Raw genomic sequence first — 22,498 nt, forward strand, 5'->3', positions numbered from 1 at the left:
AATAAAACCCGCAGACTCTCGTTATAAACGAGGGAACAAAGGGGGGCAGGTCAATCCTGCTACCACTTACCCGAACGGTCTACCGTTGGATATTCCTACTGCTCTTGATGGTGAGGATTATATCAGGTTTGCTGATGTTGTATGAGTATAACTTCAATATCAAGGCCCCTCATCTATTGTATTGACGGGTTTGACAACGCTTTTAAGATTAGTGATCTTAACAATTTGAACTAAAAAGGCCCCGCCTGTAGCGGGGCCTTTATTTTAATCAAGGCTTTTTCAGATGTCTTTTTATTTACTGACCGAGGTTTCTCGGAATCAGAAGCTCGGACCTATGCCTGTGGTCACGGTCTCTGCCAAGACTTGCCCATCTTCCTGTCCGTTTGCAAATGGCGGTGGGTGTTATGCTGAGTATGGACCCCTGAACCTCCTTTGGACGAAGGTCACGAATCAGGTCCAAGGAGTTGATTTCCAAAATCTTGTGGCCAAGGTACGTCGTCTCCCCAAGATGATGTGGCGTTATGGACAGGCGGGAGACTTACCCGGAGATGGGGACACCATTGACGGCAACCAGTTGATCGAGCTTGCAAAAGCAAACGCATCGCGACCCGTTCTCTGCTATACCCACAAACCTGTCTCGACACATGAACAAAACGCGAACTATATCCGTAAGGCCGAGGAGCTTGGCTTCCACATCAACATTTCAACTGAGTCCCTTGTGGACTGCGACGACATTGTTTCGGCAGGGTTTTCTGCCGTGACTGTAATCCCCGCCTCCTATCAGCGGGGCAAGAACGAGTCCCTGACGGATTTCAAGGCTCGCGTTGGCGAGTTGCGGACTCCAAAAGGCACCAAAGTGGCAATCTGCCCCGCAACCTATACAGACACGAACTGTCTGAAATGTGGGGCATGTTCTAAGCGTCGAGCAGGAAACACCGTGATCGCCTTTCCGGCACACGGGACCAAGAAGCGTGTTGTAGATGAAAGGATAACCAATGCTTCTGCTAAACCTGCTCGAACGAGTCCTGATTGAACTTTCTGTGGAGTTAGACCTGCATTATGACGACGATGATGGCCCTACAATTAACGGAACGATTGCTTTGCTTTGGCTCAGCGCGGTTGTCCTATACCATCACGGGCGACCGATCCCCTTTGTTGTGATACATACCATCACTCGGTTTACATAATGCAGCCTAAATACGTCAGCCTTACCCAACTTGGTCAAACTCTCCAGATGTCCCCACGAACACTGGCCTATATGGCCCAACAGGGACGGCTTCCGGGAGCAATCAAGATTGGCCGTAGCTGGCGCGTGGAGATTTCAACATGGCAACAATCTATCAACGAACCCCCGGTGGGCCTTTCTGGGGGGATTGCACGGTCAACGGTAAGCGACACCGTTTCAGCACGGGGTCACGAAATCGACGAATTGCACAAGCTGAGGCAGATCGTCGTGAAAAGGAACTCACGGAGGGGGATGAAGGCGTCACCCTCTTGACTGCCGCAGCACGGTTTATGGTCCAGAAGGCCCATCTTAAACCTCGAACGTTGGAAAACTACCGAATGGCTACCATTCGGCTGGCAGAAACCTTCGGGGATGTCTCCCTTAATTTGATAAACCCCAGGGGTTTGTCAGAGTTTGTGCTGTCTCGAACCAATGAAGGTGCTAGGATTGCTGTGAAGCGCGACCTGGCGTTCCTATCTTCACTCTTTAGTTTGGCTAAAGTTTGGCCAGATGGACCAAAGAAAAACCCTTTTGATGACTTCGACATGAAGCAATTACCCAACGCGGAGGAACGTACAGTGTGGCTCAATGATCAGGAAATCAAGCGGTTAATTGCTGCTTGTCGGACTGACCGTCAGCGTCTGTTTGTTATCCTGTCCGTCGATACCGGGATGCGGAAGATGGAGACCTTGGGGTTACGTTGGACCGAAGTGGACATGGACCAGCGGCTCATCACGTTGGGCAACATCGACCGCCTGCGGACAAAGGCTGGACGGGGCAGGGTGATCTCCATGACCGAACGCGTCTATGACACACTCTCTGTCACACCACGAACCTCGCGTTGGGTGTTCCCCGGCGAGACTGCTGACCAGCACCAGACCACGGTCAAGACCTTCTGGAAACGGCTCACACGCGATGCTGGACTAGAGGGGGTGCGAGTGCATGACCTGCGTCATACCTTTGGAACCCGAGCGATTTTTGCCGGAATGGACCCCTATGCTCTTATGAAGATCATGGGCCATGCCGATATTCGTTCGACCCAACGATACATTCACCCGTCAACGGAGGCGATCAAAAATGCGATGAAGAAACTCGACCAACCTTGTCACACTCACGGCACATGAGGTTGAAGATTCCGACTGTAAATGGCGGACCCGGAGCGATTCGAACGCCCGACCCCCAGATTCGTAGTCTGGTGCTCTATCCAGCTGAGCTACGGGTCCACTGTGAGGGGGGTGTTTAGTGGTGTCGCGCGGGGGACGCAAGAGAGAAATTGCAGCTTGGGCAAAAAAATCTCTGGGTCGGTGTGGGGCGGGATATGACACGACGTTTCGGCAGGGTTGCAGCGGAACAGGGTCGCAGTCTTGTCGTGAAGCTGTTACAGCAGCCGCGCATGAACGATACCGGGCAGATCCCGGCACGAGGCAGCTATGATTCTGGAAAACCGCATATTTGACGAAATCAGCATCGGGGACGAAGCGTCGCTGACGCGGGTTCTGACGCAGGACGATATGTTCGCCTTTGTGGCGGCGTCGGGCAATCACAACCCGATGCACCTGCCGGGGCTTGATGCAAATGGGGACGGGCAGATTGACGGCTTTGTGCCGGGACTGCTGATCGGCTCGCTGATTTCGGCGGTGCTTGGCACGCGCCTGCCGGGGCCGGGGACGATGTATATTGGTCAGACGCTGGAATGGAGCAGCCGGGCGCGGGCGGGCGATGAGATGACCGCCCATGTCCGCGTGACGGAAAAGCATGATGATGGCACGCTGACGCTTGACACTTGGGTGATGCGCAGCCGTGACGACCGGCTGGTGGTCAGCGGTCAGGCGCGGGTGATTGCTCCGCAGCGCAAGATCACGGCGGATGACGCGATGTTCCCCGGCCTGATCGTAGACAGTCACCGCCATTTCGAGGCTCTGCTGGAACGCGCCCGCCCGCTGCCGGCGCTGCGCACGGCGGTTGTTTGCCCGGATGAGGCGAACTCGCTGTCGGGCGCGGTTCAGGCGGCGGTGGAAAGCATCATTGACCCGATCCTGATTGGTAATGCGGCCAAGATTCGGGCAGCCGCCGAAGCGGGCGGCATGGATATTTCCGGCTATGAGCTGATCGACGAAGCCGATGACCGCAAGGCCGCAACCCTTGCCGTTGCCTTGGCGCGTGAGGGCAAGGCCGATGCGGTGATGAAGGGCCATCTGCATACCGATGATCTGCTGCGCCCGATGATTGACAAGGAAAAGGGTCTGCGCATCGGTCGCCGCTTCACCCATGTTTTCGTGCTGGATATTCCGGGCCTGTCGCATTTGCTGACGATCACGGACGCGGCCATCAATATTGCGCCGGACCTGAAAACCAAAGTCGATATTGTTCAGAACGCCATTGATCTGGTAAAATCGCTGGGCATCGAAACCCCGCGCGTGGGCGTGCTGTCGGCTGTGGAAACCGTGAACCCGGAAATCCAAAGCTCGCTGGATGCGGCATTGTTGTCCAAAATGGCGGATCGCGGCCAGATTCGGGGCGGGCTGGTCGATGGGCCGCTGGCGATGGATAATGCCGTTGATCTGGCTGCCGCGCGGACCAAGGGCATCAAGTCCGAAGTCGCGGGGCGCGCCGATATTCTGGTGGTGCCAAATCTGGACGCCGGGAACATGCTGGCCAAGCAACTGACCTATATCAGCCGGGCCGAGGCCGCCGGGCTGGTGCTTGGCGCACGGGTGCCGGTGATCCTGAACTCGCGTTCGGACGGGCGGATGTCGCGGCTGGCGTCCTGTGCCGTGGCGGCACTGCATCATTTCAACGGAAAGGGCGCTGCATGAGCGGGGGCGCAATCCTGACCCTGAACGCGGGGTCGTCCTCTCTGAAACTGGGCCTGTATCCGCAGGCGGGTGATGGCGTGCTGGCCACCGGGCTGGTCGAGAAGATCGGACAGGATGGCCGGATGCGGCTGAAGGATGGCGACGGCCACCCGATCCATGCCGCCGAGACCGGGCCGGCGGATTTTGCCGATCACAAGGCCGCCTTACGCACGGCGATTGCGGCGATCGAGACGGCTTTCCCCGAACGCCGCATCGTTGCGGTCGGGCATCGGGTTGTGCATGGCGGCGCCAATTTCAGCGGCCCGGTGGTGGTCGATCCCACCCATCTGGCCGCGATCACCCGGCTTGTGCCGCTGGCCCCGTTGCACCAGCCGCATAACCTCGAAGGTATCCACGCCGCCATGGCCGAATTTCCCGATGCGCCGCAGGTGGCTTGCTTTGACACGGCCTTTCACCGCGGCCAGCCTTGGGTGAACGAAGCCTTTGCCCTGCCGCGTGAGATGTTCGATCAGGGCATTCGCCGCTATGGGTTCCACGGTCTCAGCTATGACTACATCTCGCATGAGCTGACCCGGCGTGACCCGGAACTGGCCAGGGGCCGGGTGGCGGTGGCGCATTTGGGCAATGGTGCTTCCGTCTGCGCGATGCGAGACGGGCGGTCGGTTGCCTCCAGCATGGGGTTCTCGACGCTGGACGGACTGGCAATGGGGACACGCTGCGGCCAGATCGACCCCGGCGTGCTGCTCTATCTGATGGAAGCCAAGGGCATGGATGCCGCCGAAATCGGCAAGCTGCTTTACCACCGCTCGGGCCTTCTGGGCCTGTCGGGTCTGTCCAACGATATGCGCGAACTTGAAGCCGCGAACACGCCCGAGGCCGAACAGGCCATCGGCTATTTCACCCATGCCTTGCGCCGCCAGATCGCCAATATGGCGGCCTGCCTGGATGGGCTGGACGGGCTGGTGTTCAGCGGCGGCATTGGTGAGAACAGCCCGCTGATTCGCGCCCGAACCTGTCAGGGTATGGGCTGGATGGGCGTCGCGTTGGATGAGGCTGCCAATGCGGCGAACCGGTCGGTTATCAGCGCCGCTGGCAGCAGGGTCAAGGTCATGGTGATCCGCACCGACGAAGAATCGGTGATCGCAGAATCCGTTCGCAAACTGACGCAAAACTGATCCGGCCCAAAAGCAGGGGGCAGAGGGTGCGCCTGCGCATCTTTTGTCCCCAAATATCCCCGCCGGAGGCATCCGTCGGTTCAGCCAGTCTGCCGCCGGGGTGTTCTTTCCGTTGCCCGCGCTTTTCTGCTTGAACCCGCCCGGCGCTTGCCCTAATCAGCGCCTCGGACCTAGGGGTATAGCTCAGTTGGTAGAGCATCGGTCTCCAAAACCGAGGGTCGGGGGTTCGAGTCCCTCTGCCCCTGCCAGTCCTTCCGAACATCGTTTTCCTGACAAATCGTCGCTCGGATGGGCTTGAAATAACGGTCCCGCGCCGGTATGTCCGGCAGGCCGCGCCGTTGCGGCAAGAAGGAAGTAGCATGGCCAACCCCGTCAAGTTCATTCAGCAGGTCCGCACCGAGGCAGGCAAGATCACCTGGCCGAACCGGCGCGAGGTGACGACGACCACGATCATGGTTTTCATCATGGCGACGCTGGCTGCGATCTTCTTTTTCCTGGTGGATCTGGTGATCCGCTATGGCCTGACCTTCCTGCTGGGTGTGGTTGGCTAACGGGGTTGTCTTTCGCGGGGCATAAGGATATGTCCCTGCGAACGTCTGCTGACGGCGCGCATCGATTCGGTTGCGCGTCGATTTTATTTCAGCCGGGCCGCCCCGCGGGGGCATTACAGAAACACGGACGAAACGAAGGGTCGCACGGGAATGGCAAAGCGTTGGTATTCGGTCAGCGTGCTCTCGAACTTCGAGAAAAAGGTCGCTGAGGCGATTCGTCAGGCCGTGGCCGAAAAAGGTCTTGAGGAACAGATCGAGGAAGTTCTGGTCCCCACCGAGGAGGTGATCGAGATCCGCCGCGGCAAGAAAGTCACCAGCGAACGGCGCTTCATGCCGGGCTATGTGCTGGTGCGTATGGATATGAATGACCGGACCTTCCATCTGGTCAATTCGATCAACCGGGTGACAGGGTTCCTTGGCGCGCAGGGCAAGCCGATGCCGATGCGCGACGCCGAGGTGAATGCGATCCTGAACCGTCAGGGCGATGGCGAGGAGGCGCAGCCGCGCAATCTCATCCGCTTTGACGTGGGGGAAAAGGTCAATGTGACCGACGGCCCGTTCGAGGGGTTCTCGGGCATGGTCGAGGAGGTGGACGAAATCTCGAACCGCCTCAAGGTCACGGTGTCGATTTTTGGTCGCCCCACGCCGGTCGAACTGGAGTTTACTCAGGTGACCAAAACCGCCTGAGTTTTCGTGCGGGAGGCGTTTGCCGAACCGCTAAGTCTGCCCCATTCCGGGGCGTGATGATAAGGAGAGGGCCACATGGCCAAGAAAGTTGTCGGGCAGCTCAAGCTGCAAATCAAGGCGGGTGAAGCAAACCCGTCGCCCCCCGTTGGTCCTGCTCTGGGTCAGCGCGGCATCAACATCATGGAGTTCTGCAAGGCGTTCAACGCCAAGACGCAGGAAATGGAAAAAGGCGCGCCGGTTCCGGTCGTCATTACCTATTACGCGGATAAATCGTTCACTTTTGAAACGAAAACCCCGCCCGCGTCCTTCCTGCTGAAAAAAGCCGCTGGCCTGAAGCCGGTCGGTAAGCGGAACCGCCCGAAAGGTTCGGAAAAGCCGGGTCGTGCGCCCGCTGGCACCGTGACCGTCAAACAGGTCCGCGAAATCGCAGAGGCCAAGATGAAAGATCTGTCCGCGAATGACGTGGATCAGGCGATGAAGATCATTCTGGGTTCCGCCCGGTCGATCGGCATTGAAGTGAAGGGGTAAGTCATGGCGAAACTGGGTAAACGCACCAAGGTCGCCCGCGAAGCCTTCGCTGGCAAGGACAATCTGGCTGTCGCGGATGCGATCAAGCTGGTGAAAGACAACGCCAAGGCCAAGTTCGACGAAACCGTTGAAATCGCGCTGAACCTCGGCGTCGATCCGCGTCACGCCGACCAGATGGTTCGTGGTGTGGTCGCGCTGCCGAACGGCACCGGCAAGGACGTTCGCGTGGCGGTTTTCGCCCGTGGTCCGAAAGCTGACGAAGCCAAGGCCGCTGGTGCCGAGGTTGTCGGCGCCGAAGATCTGCTGGAATCGATTCAGGGCGGCAATCTGGACTTTGACCGTGTGATCGCAACCCCGGACATGATGCCGCTGGTCGGCCGTCTGGGTAAGATCCTCGGTCCGCGCAACCTGATGCCGAACCCCAAGGTCGGCACCGTGACCATGGACGTGAAAGCTGCTGTCGAAGCCGCCAAAGGCGGTGAAGTGCAGTTCAAGGCCGAAAAGGCCGGTGTCGTCCACGGCATGATCGGCAAGGCGTCGTTCAGCGACGACAAGCTGGTGGAAAACCTGCGCGCCTTTGTCGAGGCAGTGAACCGCGCGAAGCCCTCGGGCGCGAAAGGGACCTACATGAAAAAGGTCTCGATCAGCTCGACCATGGGGCCGGGCGTGTCCATCGACATCGCCGACGCGACCGCCTGAGGTCTGAATCAGAATTGAAAAGGCCCCGCGATCTGCGGGGCCTTTTTCGTTGGGGCAGCGAGAAGCCCTGTCTGCCGTCAGATCACGGCTAGGGTAGGGGGGCTTTTCGGTGTGCCGCGCCTGCTGATTTTCGGTTTCGGTCAGAGGCAGCAGTGCGCAGGTCGGCAAGATCGTCGTAATGTTGGATTAAGGCGGGCGGGCACGGGAATGGCCCTTGCACCATCCCTGCGTCTCGCCTATAGGAAGCACTTGCATCCGGCGGGCGATTCGCCCGTCTGTTGCTTTCGTCCGAGACGGAGGGTGGGCTGCGGTCCTTAATGTCCTTCCCGAGATGGAAGCCGAGGTCAGTTTTCCGGCAGGGTTCACCCTGACGTAAGGCTCTCGGGTCCATCAAGCGGACCCGACCCCGCCGCAAGGTGGGAAAAGTGAGCCGGGGGGAAACCCCCAAATTTGGAGTGAACCGTGGATAGAGCACAGAAAGAACAGGTGGTCGAAGATCTCGGCCGCGTCTTCGAAAGCTCTGGCGTCGTGGTGGTTGCCCGCTACGAAGGAATGACGGTTGCCGAGATGCAGGACCTGCGCGCGCAGATGCGCGAAGCTGGCGGGTTCGTTCGTGTCGCTAAAAACAGGCTCGCCAAGATCGCCCTTGATGGGAAGCCCTGCGCAAGCATCGCTGACTATCTGTCGGGCATGACCGTTCTGGCCTATTCCGAAGACCCGACCGCTGCGGCGCGGGTTGCGGATAAGTTCGCTAAGGGTAACGAAAAATTCGTGATCCTGGGCGGTGCGATGGGCGAGACGGCTCTGGACGCTGCCGGTGTGAAAGCCGTCGCCTCGATGCCCTCGCGCGAAGAGCTTATTGCTTCGATCGTGTCTTGCATCGGCGCGCCTGCCAGCAACATCGCCGGTGCCATTGGCGCCCCTGCTTCGAATATCGCGGGTATCCTCTCGACTCTGGAAGAGCGCGAGGCCGCGTAAGGCAATCCCTATTCCCTCGGGGCTTGAAATCCCGACGTTGGAACACAATCTTAGGAAACTGGAAAAATGGCTGATCTGAAAAAACTCGCCGAAGAAATCGTGGGCCTGACCCTGCTGGAAGCCCAGGAACTGAAAACCATCCTGAAGGATGAGTATGGCATCGAGCCGGCTGCCGGCGGTGCTGTCATGGTTGCTGGCCCGGCTGCTGCCGGTGGCGAAGCTGCCGAAGAAAAAACCGAATTCGACGTCGTTCTGGTCGATGCCGGTGCCAACAAGATCAACGTCATCAAAGAAGTGCGTGGCGTGACCGGTCTGGGCCTGAAAGAAGCCAAGGATCTGGTGGAAGCTGGCGGCAAAGTCAAAGAAGGCGCGTCCAAGGACGAAGCCGAAGAAATCAAGAAAAAGCTGGAAGCTGCGGGCGCGAAAGTCGAGCTCAAGTAATTCGGCTTCCGGCTGCACTGGCCGGGAACGAAATATCATGGCAGGGTCCGGATTTCCCGGTCCCTGCCAAGCGCGTCTCGGAAGGGGGTCCGTTCAGGTGCCTCTTCCAAGGTGAGCTTCAGGTTCGGGATCGTGCCGGTGGGACGGCGCGGAGGAATGGAACCTGATTCCCTGTTTCGGCAAGCCGCCCGGTCCGGGCCCCGACGGACCCGTGCGCGAAGACGAAAGGTCAGACCACCCATGGCAACGAATTACGTCGGCCAAAAGCGCATCCGTCGCTATTATGGCAATATCCGCGAAGTGCTGGAAATGCCGAACCTGATCGAGGTTCAGAAATCCAGCTATGATCTGTTCCTGCGTTCGGGCGAAACTGCCGCGCATGAGGATGGCGAGGGTATTCAGGGCGTTTTCCAGTCGGTTTTCCCGATCAAGGATTTCAACGAAACCGCCGTTCTGGAGTTCGTGAAATACGAGCTTGAGAAACCGAAATACGACGTGGACGAGTGCCAGCAGCGTGACATGACCTATGCCGCGCCGCTGAAGGTGACTCTGCGTCTGATCGTGTTTGATGTTGACGAATTGACCGGGGCGAAATCCGTCAAGGACATCAAGGAACAAGACGTTTACATGGGCGATATGCCCCTGATGACGCAGAACGGCACCTTCATCGTGAACGGGACCGAACGGGTGGTCGTGTCCCAGATGCACCGTTCGCCGGGCGTGTTCTTTGACCATGATCGCGGCAAGACCCATTCCTCGGGCAAGCTGCTGTTCGCCTGCCGCATCATTCCCTATCGCGGCTCGTGGCTGGACTTTGAATTTGACGCCAAGGATCTGGTCTTTGCGCGCATCGACCGTCGCCGGAAACTGCCGGTAACGACTCTGCTCTATGCGCTGGGCATGGATCAGGAAGGCATCATGGATGCTTTCTATGAAACCGTCGATTTCCGTCTGGAAAAGAACAAGGGTTGGGTCACGCGCTTTTTCCCGGAGCGTGTGCGCGGCACCCGTCCAACCTATGATCTGGTGAATGCGGAAACCGGCGAAGTCATTACCCCCGCGGGCGAGAAAGTGACCCCGCGTCTGGTGAAAAAGCTGCTGGATTCGGGCGAGCAGGTGAACCTGCTGGTGCCGTTCGACAATATCATTGGCCGTTTCGTGGCCAAGGATATTATCAACGAAACCACCGGCCTGATCTATGCCGAGGCCGGGGATGAGATCACCGCCGAATATGACAAGGACGGCGAGCTGTCGGGCGGTCTGCTGAAAGTCCTGCTGGACAATGGCGTGACCGACATCCCGGTGCTGGACATCGACAATGTGAACGTCGGCGCCTATATCCGCAACACCATGGCCGCGGATAAGAACATGAACCGCGAAGGCGCCTTGATGGACATTTATCGCGTCATGCGTCCGGGTGAGCCGCCCACGGTCGAGGCCGCCAGCGCCCTGTTCGACAGCCTGTTCTTCGATGCCGAGCGTTATGACCTGTCCGCCGTGGGCCGGGTCAAGATGAACATGCGCCTTGATCTGGATGCGCCGGATACGCAGCGCACCCTGCGTCCCGAGGACATCCGCGCCTGCGTCAAGGCGCTGGTGGAACTGCGCGACGGCAAGGGCGAGATCGACGACATCGACCACCTCGGCAACCGCCGCGTGCGTTCGGTCGGTGAGCTGATGGAAAACCAGTATCGCATCGGCCTGCTGCGCATGGAGCGCGCGATCCGTGAGCGCATGTCCGGCGTCGAGATCGACACCGTGATGCCGCAGGATCTGATCAACGCCAAACCGGCGGCGGCTGCGGTGCGCGAGTTCTTTGGTTCGTCGCAGTTGTCGCAGTTCATGGACCAGACCAACCCGCTGTCCGAGGTGACGCACAAGCGCCGCCTGTCGGCGCTTGGGCCGGGCGGTCTGACCCGCGAACGCGCAGGCTTTGAGGTGCGCGACGTTCACCCGACCCATTACGGCCGGATGTGCCCGATTGAAACGCCCGAAGGCCAGAACATCGGTCTTATCAACTCGCTGGCGACCTTTGCCCGCGTGAACAAATACGGCTTCATCGAAACGCCTTACCGTAAGGTCATTGACGGCAAGGTGACGGATGATGTGGTTTACATGTCCGCGACCGAGGAAATGCGCCACACCGTCGCACAGGCCAACGCTGCGCTAGACGACGAGGGCCGCTTTACCGATGAGCTGATCTCGACCCGTCAGGCGGGTGACTTTACGCTGAACCCGGTGGATGCGATCGACCTGATCGACGTGTCGCCCAAGCAGTTGGTTTCGGTCGCTGCGGCGCTGATCCCGTTCCTTGAAAACGACGACGCCAACCGCGCCCTGATGGGGGCGAACATGCAGCGTCAGGCGGTTCCGCTGCTGCGGGCCGAGGCGCCCTATGTCGGCACCGGGATGGAGGCCATCGTGGCCCGTGATTCCGGCGCGGCGATCATGGCGCGTCGTGGCGGCATCATCGACCAGGTGGATGCGCAGCGTATCGTTGTGCGCGCGACCGAAGACCTTGGCGCGGGCGATGCGGGCGTGGATATTTACCGTCTGCGCAAGTTCAAGCGGTCCAACCAGTCCTCGACCATCAACCAGAAGCCTCTGGTGAAGGTGGGTGAAAAGGTCGCCAAAGGTCAGGTGATTGCGGACGGTCCTTCGACCGACCGCGGCGAACTGGCCATTGGTAAGAACGTGGTCGTGGCCTTTATGCCGTGGAATGGCTACAACTATGAAGACTCGATCCTGATTTCGGAACGCATCCACCGCGACGACGTGTTCACCTCGATTCATATCGACGAATACGAGGTTGCGGCCCGTGATACGAAACTGGGGCCGGAAGAGATCACCCGCGACATCCCGAATGTGGGCGAAGAAGCCCTGCGCAATCTGGATGAGGCCGGGATCGTCTATATCGGTGCCGAGGTCGGGCCGGGCGACATTCTGGTGGGTAAAATCACGCCGAAGGGCGAAAGCCCGATGACGCCGGAAGAAAAGCTGCTGCGCGCCATCTTTGGTGAAAAGGCCAGTGACGTGCGCGACACCTCGCTGCGTCTGCCGCCGGGGGCTTACGGCACCATCGTCGAGGTCCGGGTGTTCAACCGCCACGGCGTCGATAAGGACGAACGCGCCCTGCAAATCGAGCGCGAGGAGGTCGAGCGCCTTGCCCGCGACCGTGACGACGAACAGGCGATCATGGACCGCAACTTCTATGCGCGTCTGAAATCGCTGATCCTTGGCAAAACTGCCGTGAAGGGGCCGAAAGGCGTCAAGGCCGGGTCTGAGATCACCGAAGACCTGCTCGGCACCCTGTCGCGCGGCCTGTGGTGGCAGCTTGCCGTCGAGGACGAGGACACCGCCAAAGAGGTCGAGGCACTGAACGATCAGTATAACGTCCAGAAAAAGGCGCTTGAAAACCGCTTTGAGGATAAAGTCGAAAAGGTCCGTCAGGGCGACGATCTGCCGCCGGGCGTGATGAAAATGGTCAAGGTGTTCGTGGCTGTGAAGCGTAAGCTGCAAGCCGGGGACAAAATGGCCGGTCGTCACGGCAACAAGGGCGTCGTGTCCAAGGTCGTCCCGATGGAGGATATGCCCTTCCTCGCGGATGGGACGCCGGTTGACCTTGTGCTGAACCCGCTGGGTGTGCCGTCGCGTATGAACGTGGGGCAGATTCTGGAATCGCATATGGGCTGGGCCGCCCGTGGTCTTGGCATCAAGATTGACGAGGCGCTTCAGGATTACCGCCGCAATGGTGATATGACCCCTGTGCGCGACGCCATGAAGATCGGCTATGGTGATGAACTTTATGCCGAAACCTTCGCGGATATGGACGACGATCTGCTGGTCGAACATGCCGAAACCGTGCGTGGCGGCGTACCGATTGCGACCCCGGTTTTCGACGGCGCGAAAGAGGCCGACATCAACGATGCGCTGACCCGCGCGGGGTTTGATACCTCGGGCCAGTCCATCGTGTTCGATGGCCGCACCGGCGAACAATTCGCCCGTCCGGTGACGGTTGGCTTCAAATACGTTCTGAAGCTGCACCACCTTGTCGATGACAAGATGCACGCGCGTTCGACCGGGCCTTACAGCCTTGTCACGCAGCAGCCCTTGGGCGGTAAGGCGCAGTTCGGTGGTCAGCGTCTGGGTGAGATGGAGGTCTGGGCGCTGGAAGCCTATGGCGCCGCCTATACCCTGCAAGAGATGCTGACGGTCAAATCCGATGACGTGGCTGGCCGGACCAAGGTCTATGAAAGCATCGTCAAGGGCGAGGACAACTTCGAAGCCGGTGTGCCGGAATCGTTTAACGTGCTGGTCAAAGAGGTCCGGGGTCTGGGCCTCAATATGGAACTCCTGGATTCGGAGGATGAAGAATGAGGGCGCATCAGCGCCCCACCTTCCCCTTCGGCCTGAATTAAGGATTTTGGAATGAACCAGGAACTTGCCACCAATCCCCTGAACCCGCTGGCTCCGGTCAAGCAGTTCGACGAAATCAAGATCTCGCTGGCATCACCCGAGGAAATCCTCGCGTGGTCCTATGGCGAGGTGAAAAAACCCGAAACCATCAACTACCGCACGTTCAAACCGGAACGTGACGGGCTGTTCTGTGCGCGTATCTTTGGCCCGATCAAGGATTACGAATGCCTGTGCGGCAAATATAAGCGCATGAAATATCGCGGCCTTGTCTGCGAGAAATGCGGCGTCGAGGTGACGCTGCAAAAGGTCCGGCGCGAGCGGATGGGCCATATCGAGCTGGCCGCGCCGGTTGCGCATATCTGGTTCCTGAAATCGCTGCCGTCCCGCATCGGCCTGATGCTGGATATGACGCTGCGCGATCTGGAGCGGGTGCTGTATTTCGAAAACTACGTCGTCATTGAACCGGGTCTGACCGACCTGACCTATGGTCAGCTTCTGTCGGAAGAAGAGTTCATGGACGCACAGGACCAATACGGTGCCGACGCCTTTACCGCCGACATCGGCGCCGAGGCGATCCGCGCCATGCTGGCCAATATCGACCTTGCGGCGACTGCTGAGCAACTGCGCGAGGAGCTGAAAGAAGCCACGGGCGAGCTGAAGCCGAAAAAGATCATCAAGCGGCTGAAAATCGTTGAATCCTTCCTCGAATCCGGCAACCGCCCGGAATGGATGGTGCTGACGGTGATCCCGGTCATTCCGCCGGAACTGCGGCCGCTGGTGCCGCTGGACGGGGGCCGCTTTGCGACCTCTGACCTGAACGACCTGTACCGCCGGGTCATCAACCGGAACAACCGTCTGAAGCGGCTGATCGAGCTGCGTGCGCCCGACATCATCGTGCGCAACGAAAAGCGGATGTTGCAGGAATCGGTCGATGCGCTGTTCGACAACGGCCGCCGCGGCCGCGTCATCACGGGCAACAACCGTCGCCCGCTGAAATCGCTGTCGGACATGCTGAAAGGCAAACAGGGCCGCTTCCGTCAGAACCTTCTGGGTAAGCGCGTGGACTTTTCGGGCCGCTCGGTCATCGTGACCGGGCCGGAACTGAAACTGCATCAGTGCGGCCTGCCGAAAAAGATGGCGTTGGAACTGTTCAAGCCGTTCATCTATTCGCGGCTGGAGGCCAAGGGCTATTCGTCCACCGTCAAGCAGGCGAAGAAGCTGGTCGAGAAAGAGCGTCCCGAGGTCTGGGATATTCTGGACGAGGTGATCCGCGAACACCCGGTTCTGCTGAACCGCGCGCCGACGCTGCACCGTCTGGGGATTCAGGCGTTCGAACCGATCCTGATTGAAGGCAAGGCGATCCAGCTTCACCCGCTGGTCTGCTCGGCCTTTAACGCCGACTTTGACGGCGACCAGATGGCTGTTCACGTCCCGCTGTCGCTGGAAGCGCAGCTTGAAGCCCGCGTCCTGATGATGTCCACGAACAACGTGCTGTCGCCCGCCAACGGTGCGCCGATCATCGTGCCGTCGCAGGATATGGTGCTGGGTCTGTATTACACGACCATGCAGCGCGACGGGATGAAGGGCGAAGGCATGATGTTCGCCAATGTCGATGAGGTCGAACACGCCCTTGCCGCTGGCGAGGTGCATCTGCACGCCAAAATCACCGCCCGGATCAAGCAGATCGACGAGGATGGCAACGAGGTGATGCAGCGGTTCGAAACCACGCCGGGCCGGTTGCGGCTGGGCGCGCTGCTGCCGCTGAATGCGAAGGCTCCGTTCGAACTGGTCAACCGCCTGCTGCGGAAAAAGGACGTCCAGAACGTCATCGACACCGTGTATCGTTACTGCGGCCAGAAAGAGGCGGTGATCTTCTCGGACAAGATCATGGGCCTTGGCTTCCGCGAAGCGTTCCGGGCCGGGATTTCTTTCGGCAAGAACGACATGGTTGTTCCCGACACCAAATGGTCCATCGTGGGCGAGGTGCAGGAACAGGTCAAAGAGTTCGAGCAGCAGTATCTCGACGGTCTGATTACTCAGGGCGAGAAATACAACAAGGTCGTCGATGCCTGGTCGAAATGTAACGACCGCGTGACCGACGCCATGATGTCCACCATCGCCGCCACCCGCAAAGACGAGAACGGCGCTGAAATGGAACCGAACTCGGTCTATATGATGGCCCACTCGGGTGCGCGGGGTTCAACCAACCAGATGAAGCAGCTTGGCGGGATGCGCGGGCTGATGGCCAAGCCGAACGGCGAGATCATCGAAACGCCGATCATCTCGAACTTCAAGGAAGGTCTGACCGTTCTTGAATACTTCAACTCGACCCACGGCGCGCGGAAAGGTCTGTCGGATACGGCGCTGAAAACCGCGAACTCGGGTTATCTGACGCGGCGTCTGGTGGACGTGGCGCAGGACTGCATCATCCGCGAACATGATTGCGGCACCGACCGGGCGATCACCGCGCAGGCGGCGGTCAACGACGGCGAGGTGATCTCGCCGTTGTCCGAACGGGTGCTGGGTCGTGTCGCCGCCGAGGACGTGCTTGTTCCCGGCACCGACGAGGTGATCGTGCGCCAGAACGACCTGATCGACGAACGCAAGGCGGACGAGATCGAAAACTCGGGCGTGCAGTCGCTTCGCATTCGTTCGGCGTTGACCTGTGAATCCGAAGATGGCGTCTGTGCGCTGTGCTATGGCCGCGATCTGGCCCGTGGCACGCTGGTCAACATCGGCGAGGCTGTCGGCATCATCGCCGCGCAGTCCATCGGCGAACCCGGCACACAGCTGACGATGCGGACTTTCCACATCGGCGGCATCGCGCAGGGTGGTCAGCAGTCGTTCCAGTCGGCCAGCCAGGATGGCACGATCGAGTTCCGTAATGCCAACATCCTGACCAACGCCAATGGCGAAATGGTCGTGATGGGCCGCAACATGCAGGTTCTGGTCATGGACGATCAGGGTCAGGAACGCGCCAGCTACAAGCTGTTCTATGGTTCCAAGCTGTTCGTGAAAGAAGGTGAAAAGATCACGCGCGGTGCCAAGCTGTTCGAATGGGATCCCTACACTCTGCCGATTTTGGCCGAAAAGGGCGGCGTGGCGCGCTTTGTCGATCTGATTACCGGCATTTCGGTGCGGGACGAAACCGACGAAGCCACCGGCATGACGCAGAAGATCGTGACCGACTGGCGTTCCGCGCCCAAGGGCAACGATCTCAAGCCCGAAGTCATCATCATGGATGAGAACGGCGAGCCGGTTCGGAACGACGCGGGCAACCCCGTCAGCTATCCGATGTCGGTCGATGCCATTCTGTCGATCGAGGATGGTCAGGAGGTTCGCCCCGGCGACGTTGTGGCCCGTATCCCGCGCGAAGGCGCCCGGACCAAGGACATCACCGGGGGTCTGCCCCGCGTGGCCGAATTGTTCGAGGCGCGCCGCCCGAAAGATCACGCGATCATCGCGGAAATCGACGGCTATGTGCGGTTCGGCAAGGACTACAAGAACAAGCGCCGCATCAGCATCGAACCCAGCACCGAAGGTCTGGAGCCGGTCGAATACATGGTGCCGAAAGGCAAGCACATCCCGGTGCAGGAAGGCGACTTCGTGCAGAAGGGTGACTATATCATGGACGGCAACCCGGCCCCGCATGACATCCTGCGGATCATGGGGATCGAGGCGCTGGCCGACTATCTGATCGACGAGGTGCAGGACGTTTACCGGCTGCAAGGCGTGAAGATCAACGACAAGCACATCGAGGTGATTGTGCGGCAGATGCTGCAAAAAATCGAAATCCTCGACAGCGGTGAAACCACGCTGCTGAAAGGTGAGCATGTCGAGCGTGACGAGTTCGAGGCCGAAAATGCCAAGGTTATCGCCAAGGGCGGCAAGCCCGCTGTGGGCGAGCCGGTCCTGCTGGGCATCACCAAGGCGTCGCTGCAAACCCGCAGCTTCATCAGCGCCGCGTCGTTCCAGGAAACGACCCGCGTGCTGACCGAAGCCGCCGTTCAGGGCAAGCGCGACAAGCTGGTCGGGCTGAAAGAAAACGTCATCGTTGGCCGGCTGATCCCGGCAGGCACCGGCGGTGCCACGACCCGCGTGCGCAAAATCGCGGCGGACCGCGACGCCGAGGTGATCGAAATGCGCCGCGCCGAGGCCGAAGCTGCCGCCGCGCTGATCGCTCCCGAGGCCGAGATCATCAGCGACGCGGAATAAGGTGTTCTAAAAATCAAAAGGCCCGGCAGAAATGCCGGGCCTTTCTTGTGTTTGAATTGCGACTTTTCCCTGATGAAATGGCGGTGCAATTACGAGAAGCTCCGATTGGGTTTTCTTGGACGGTTCAGTTTTTGGTTTGGATTAGCTTTTGGCCACGCTTATGTTCGTGCTTTAGCTTGCGACCTCTGGCATTTCAACTTTCATGTCAATTTACAGTAAAATGTATCTGAAACGACTTTGAGCAAAGACTATCGCGTGACAACTTGAACTGATTGAGAAATGCCTTGGTTTTATCCCGCCCAAAGCGGTATAATCATAAACCCGGCATCTCTGCCGGGTTTTAAGATCTTATGACCGCCCGCGCGGGTTCTTCTTCACTTAAATATCCCCGCCGGAGGCATCTGCGCTTACCGCTTGGTGTAACCTGCGGCTTTCAGGGCTTCGGTTATTTCATCCAGAATCGCCGGATCGTCGATGGTTGCGGGGGTTTTGTATTCCTCGCCATCGGCAATCTTGACCATGGTTGCCCGCAGGATCTTGCCCGAACGGGTTTTCGGCAGGCGATCCACCACCAGCGCCTCTTTGAAGGCGGCGACCGGGCCAATTTCCTTGCGCACCATGCGGACCACATCCTTCACAACCTGATCGTGAGGCGTGATGGTGCCGTTTTTCAGGCACAGGAAACCCAGCGGCATTTGTCCTTTCAGCGCATCAGCCACCCCGATCACCGCACATTCCGCGACATCGGGATGATGCGACAGGACTTCTTCCATCGCGCCGGTGGACAGGCGGTGGCCCGCGACGTTAATCACGTCATCGGTGCGTGACATGATGTAAAGATAACCGTCCTCATCTTTATACCCTGCATCGCCGGTCTCATAATAGCCGGGGAAATGCGACAGGTAGGATTTGCGATAGCGATCCTCGGCATTCCACAACGTCGCCAGCGTTCCGGGGGGCAGGGGCAGTTTAATGGCAATGGCGCCAAGCGTGCCTGCCTCGACCGGGTGGCCGCCTTCATCCAGAACCTGCACGTCATAGCCCGGCATACAGACCGAAGGGCTGCCCAATTTTACCGGCAGTTCCTCGATCCCCAGCGGGTTTGCGGCAATGGGCCAGCCGGTTTCGGTCTGCCACCAATGGTCGATGACCGGCACTTTCAGATGCTCTTGCGCCCATTGGATCGTGTCCGGGTCGGCGCGTTCGCCGGCAAGGAAAACCGCCTCAAGATCATGCAGCTTATAGCGGCGGATATAATCGCCATTGGGGTCTTCTCGCCGGATCGCGCGCAGCGCGGTGGGGGCGGTGAAAAAGGTCTTGATCCGGTTGTTCTGGATCGTGCGCCAGAACACGCCTGCGTGCGGGGTGCCGACCGGTTTACCCTCGAAAATCACTGACTGCGCCCCGGAAATCAGCGGGCCATAGCAGATATAACTGTGACCGACGACCCAGCCCACATCCGAGGCCGCCCAAAACCGATCACCGATGCCGATTTTATAGATATTCTTCATCGACCAGGCCAGTGCGACCAGATGCCCGGCGGTTGGGCGCACCACGCCTTTGGGCGCTCCGGTGGTGCCTGAGGTGTAAAGGATATAGGCGGGGTGGTTGCCCTCGACCGGGACGCAGGCCACAGGCTTCACGCCATATTGGAACCCGTGCCAGCTGAAATCGCGGCCTTCGACCAGATGGGCGACCTCTTCTTCGCGCTGATAGATCACGCAGAAATCGGGCTTGTGGTTGGCAATCTGGATCGCCTCATCCAGCAGCGGTTTGTAATGCACGACGCGCCCCGGTTCGAGACCGGCGGAAGCGGCAATGATCGCCACCGGCTTGGCGTCGTCGATCCGCACCGCCAGTTCGTTCGCAGCAAAACCGCCAAAGACAACCGAATGGACCGCGCCAAGTCGGGCGCAGGCCAGCATCGCCTCGATCGCCTGCGGGATCATCGGCATGTAAATGATCACCCGGTCGCCCTTTTCGACGCCACGCGCCCGCAGCGCCCCGGCAAAGGTCGCCACGCGGGTCTGAAGCTGGGCATAGGTGATGCCCTTGGTCGCATTGGTGATCGGGCTGTCGTGATACAGAGCGATCTGATCGCCGCGCCCGGCCTCGACATGGCGATCAACGGCATTCCAGCAGGCATTCACCAGCCCGTCCGAAAACCATTCATAGATCGGTGCATTCTCATCGAACAGCGCCTTGGACGGCGGGCGCACCCAGTCGATCAGCTTGGCGGCCTCCATCCAGAAGGCTTCCGGATCTGCTTGCCAGCTTTCGTAGATTTCCTTGTATGCCATAATATCCCCCCTTTGTTGTCCTTTTGTTACGCCCCGGTTGTGGCGGGTGCAATAATCTGTCGGGGATGGTAGCGTTAAACCTGAACTGATTGCGCAAAAATACGCCCGGTCGCGGGGACCGGGCGCCGTATCGGGGGCCTTTGGATCAGCTGTAGTGGCTGACCGGTGTGCCTGCCAGAACCGCCATATTCAGCAGCCCGCGGGTGGTGATCGAGGGGGTGACGATATGGGCGCGGTTTCCCATGCCCATCAGGATCGGTCCGACCTCTAGCCCATTTGCTTTCATTTTCAGGGCGTTGCGCACCCCGGATGCAGCATCGGTTCCGGCAAAGACCAGCACATTTGCGCTGCCTTCCAGGCGCGAGCCGGGGAAGCTGCGCTCACGCACCTCGGGGTCCAGCGCGGCATCGACATGCATTTCGCCATCATAGATGAAGTCAGCCTCGCGGGCGTCCAGAATCTGCAATGCTTCGCGCATCTTGCGGCCGGATTCGGTGTCGAGGTTGCCGAATTGCGAATGGCTGCACAGTGCGATCTTTGGCGTCAGACCAAATCGGCGCACATGGCGGGCGGCCCCCATGACCGTATCCGCGACCTCTTGCGGTGTGGGGTCGTGATGCACCTGCGTATCGGTCACAAACAGCGGGCCGTCCTGCATAATCATCATCGACAATGCGCCTTGCGGCGACAGTCCGCCCCGCGCCAGAATCTCGCGCACATATTTCAGGTGCCAGGAATATTGTCCAAAACAGCCGCAGATCATACTGTCGGCCTCGCCCCGGTGAACCATGATGCCACCAATCGCGGTGGTGTTGGTGCGCATGATGGCGCGGGCGATGTCCGGCGTGACACCGCGCCGAGCCATAAGGCCGTGATAGGTTTCCCAATAATCCCGGTAACGCGGGTCGTTTTCGGGGTTTACGATCTCGAAATCCTTTTCCGGGCGGATCGGCAGACCGGCGCGTTCGGCGCGATCGGCAATGACCTGCGGACGGCCAATCAGGATCGGAACATCGGTGGTTTCCTCGATCATCGCATTGGCGGCGCGCAGCACGCGCTCGTCCTCGCCCTCGGCAAAGACGATGCGGCGGCTGGCGGTTGCGGCGGCCTCGAACACTGGGCGCATAATCATCGCCGAGCGGAAAACCGAGCCGTCCAGCTTGCGCTTATAGGCGTTGATGTCACCCAGAGGTCGCGTCGCCACGCCCGATTCCATCGCCGCGCGAGCCACGGCGGTTGAAACGACGCCGATCAGACGGGGGTCGAAGGGTTTCGGGATCAGGTATTCCGGGCCGAATGTCAGTTTTTCGCCACGATAGGCGGCGGCTGCCTCGGCGGCGGTGGTGGCGCGGGCCAGCGCGGCGATACCTTCGACGCAGGCAATCTGCATGGCATCGTTGATCTCGGTTGCGCCCACATCCAGCGCCCCCCGGAAGATGAAGGGGAAGCACAGCACGTTATTGACCTGATTGGGAAAATCGCTGCGCCCTGTGGCAATGATTGCGTCAGGGGCGACGCTGCGCACTTCGTCGGGCAGGATCTCGGGCGTGGGGTTGGCCAGCGCGAAGACAATCGGCTGCGCGGTCATTTTCGCCACATGCTCAGGCTTTAGAACGCCGGGGCCGGACAGGCCCAAAAACATATCCGCGCCCTCAATCACCTGATCCAGTGTCCGCAGATCGGTCGGCTGCGCGAACAGAGCCTTTTGCGGGTTCATATCGACCTCGCGCCCCTCATAGACCAGCCCGTGAATGTCGCAAAGCCAGACGTTTTCGCGTTTCACGCCCAGTTTCAGCAGCATGTTCAGACAGGCAATCCCCGCTGCGCCGCCGCCGGTCGACACGATCTTGATATTCTCGAACTGCTTGCCCGCCACCCGCAGCGCATTGGTTGCCGCCGCGCCAACCACGATCGCGGTGCCGTGCTGGTCGTCGTGGAAAACCGGAATGTTCATCCGCTCACGGCAGAGTTTTTCAACGATAAAACAATCGGGTGCCTTGATGTCTTCCAGGTTGATCGCGCCGAAAGTCGGTTCCAGCGCGCAAATCAGGTCGGCCAGTTTTTCAGGGTCGGGCTGGTCCACCTCCAGGTCGAAACAGTCGATATCAGCGAATTTCTTGAACAGAACGGCCTTGCCTTCCATCACCGGCTTGGCGGCCAGAGGGCCGATATTGCCAAGCCCCAGCACCGCCGTGCCGTTCGAGACCACCGCGACCAGATTGCCGCGCGTGGTATATTCGGCTGCGGTGGCCGGGTCGGCCTTGATCTCAAGGCAGGCTTCGGCCACGCCGGGGGAATAGGCGCGGGACAGGTCGCGCCCGTTTGCCAGCGGTTTGGTTGCCCGCACCTCCAGCTTTCCGGGCCGTGGGTGGCGGTGGTATTCCAGCGCCGATTGCCGAAGCGTTTCCTGCCGCCGTTCTTCCATTTGATTCCCTCCTGCGCGATGGTTCAGCGTTAAACTAAATTG

14 protein-coding genes and 2 tRNA genes are annotated in these 22,498 nt (G+C 59.6%); 13 read left to right on the top strand and 3 right to left on the bottom strand.

Translation table 11 applies throughout. The features are described from left to right. Positions 1-283: 283 nt before the first annotated feature. On the top strand, positions 284-1,033 hold the full coding sequence (locus tag Q4G24_RS03505; protein WP_303365122.1) for a hypothetical protein: 750 nt from the start codon (positions 284-286) through the stop codon (positions 1,031-1,033). A gap of 293 nt (positions 1,034-1,326) precedes the next feature. Further along, the gene (locus Q4G24_RS03510) at positions 1,327-2,349 is read left to right on the top strand and encodes a site-specific integrase (RefSeq protein ID WP_303365123.1); all 1,023 of its coding nucleotides are present in this window, start codon (positions 1,327-1,329) and stop codon (positions 2,347-2,349) included. 22 nt (positions 2,350-2,371) lie between these two features. On the opposite strand, the gene Q4G24_RS03515 is transcribed toward Q4G24_RS03510, so the two are convergent. Beyond that, a tRNA-Arg gene (locus Q4G24_RS03515) sits at positions 2,372-2,448 on the bottom strand. Between the two features lie 207 nt (positions 2,449-2,655). On the opposite strand from Q4G24_RS03515, the gene Q4G24_RS03520 reads away from it, so the two are divergent. From Q4G24_RS03520 to rpoC, 11 genes are all read left to right on the top strand, one after another. Then, positions 2,656-4,041 (top strand): bifunctional enoyl-CoA hydratase/phosphate acetyltransferase, encoded by a 1,386-nt coding sequence (locus Q4G24_RS03520; RefSeq protein WP_303365124.1) that lies wholly within the window; start codon positions 2,656-2,658, stop codon positions 4,039-4,041. Beyond that, on the top strand, positions 4,038-5,216 hold the full coding sequence (locus tag Q4G24_RS03525; RefSeq protein ID WP_303365125.1) for an acetate/propionate family kinase: 1,179 nt from the start codon (positions 4,038-4,040) through the stop codon (positions 5,214-5,216). The genes Q4G24_RS03520 and Q4G24_RS03525 overlap by 4 nt, the downstream gene beginning before the upstream one ends. Before the next feature lie 172 nt (positions 5,217-5,388). Further along, a tRNA-Trp gene (locus Q4G24_RS03530) sits at positions 5,389-5,464 on the top strand. A gap of 111 nt (positions 5,465-5,575) precedes the next feature. After that, positions 5,576-5,767 carry a preprotein translocase subunit SecE gene (gene secE, locus Q4G24_RS03535; RefSeq protein ID WP_303365126.1) on the top strand — a complete coding sequence of 64 codons (192 nt, stop codon included), beginning with the start codon at positions 5,576-5,578 and terminating at the stop codon, positions 5,765-5,767. 150 nt (positions 5,768-5,917) lie between these two features. Continuing rightward, positions 5,918-6,454 (top strand): transcription termination/antitermination protein NusG, encoded by a 537-nt coding sequence (gene nusG, locus Q4G24_RS03540; RefSeq protein WP_303365127.1) that lies wholly within the window; start codon positions 5,918-5,920, stop codon positions 6,452-6,454. A 75-nt stretch (positions 6,455-6,529) separates the two neighbouring features. Next, entirely contained in the window at positions 6,530-6,982 is a 453-nt protein-coding gene (gene rplK / locus Q4G24_RS03545) for a 50S ribosomal protein L11 (RefSeq protein ID WP_303365128.1), read from the top strand. Between the two features lie 3 nt (positions 6,983-6,985). Beyond that, a complete protein-coding gene (gene rplA / locus Q4G24_RS03550) occupies positions 6,986-7,681 on the top strand; it encodes a 50S ribosomal protein L1 (RefSeq protein ID WP_303365129.1) in 696 nt (231 codons plus the stop codon). Positions 7,682-8,143: 462 nt separating this feature from the next. Then, the gene (rplJ, locus tag Q4G24_RS03555; RefSeq protein ID WP_303365130.1) at positions 8,144-8,659 is read left to right on the top strand and encodes a 50S ribosomal protein L10; all 516 of its coding nucleotides are present in this window, start codon (positions 8,144-8,146) and stop codon (positions 8,657-8,659) included. A 66-nt stretch (positions 8,660-8,725) separates the two neighbouring features. Next, the gene (gene rplL / locus Q4G24_RS03560; protein WP_303365131.1) at positions 8,726-9,100 is read left to right on the top strand and encodes a 50S ribosomal protein L7/L12; all 375 of its coding nucleotides are present in this window, start codon (positions 8,726-8,728) and stop codon (positions 9,098-9,100) included. A gap of 240 nt (positions 9,101-9,340) precedes the next feature. Beyond that, positions 9,341-13,477: a DNA-directed RNA polymerase subunit beta gene (rpoB, locus tag Q4G24_RS03565; protein WP_303365132.1), complete on the top strand. Its 4,137-nt coding sequence runs from the start codon at positions 9,341-9,343 to the stop codon at positions 13,475-13,477. A gap of 51 nt (positions 13,478-13,528) precedes the next feature. Continuing rightward, complete coding sequence (gene rpoC / locus Q4G24_RS03570) at positions 13,529-17,731, top strand: DNA-directed RNA polymerase subunit beta' (RefSeq protein ID WP_303365133.1); 4,203 nt, start codon at positions 13,529-13,531, stop codon at positions 17,729-17,731. Positions 17,732-18,138: 407 nt separating this feature from the next. Here rpoC and Q4G24_RS03575 read toward each other — a convergent pair whose 3' ends face one another. Both Q4G24_RS03575 and Q4G24_RS03580 read right to left on the bottom strand, forming a co-directional pair. Continuing rightward, the gene (locus Q4G24_RS03575; protein WP_303365134.1) at positions 18,139-20,031 is read right to left on the bottom strand and encodes a propionyl-CoA synthetase; all 1,893 of its coding nucleotides are present in this window, start codon (positions 20,029-20,031) and stop codon (positions 18,139-18,141) included. Between the two features lie 145 nt (positions 20,032-20,176). Further along, a complete protein-coding gene (locus Q4G24_RS03580) occupies positions 20,177-22,456 on the bottom strand; it encodes an NADP-dependent malic enzyme (protein ID WP_303365135.1) in 2,280 nt (759 codons plus the stop codon). Between the last annotated feature and the right edge of the window lie 42 nt (positions 22,457-22,498).

Origin of the sequence: Paracoccus sp. (in: a-proteobacteria) (assembly GCF_030538695.1) — a bacterium.
Lineage (GTDB): Bacteria > Pseudomonadota > Alphaproteobacteria > Rhodobacterales > Rhodobacteraceae > Paracoccus.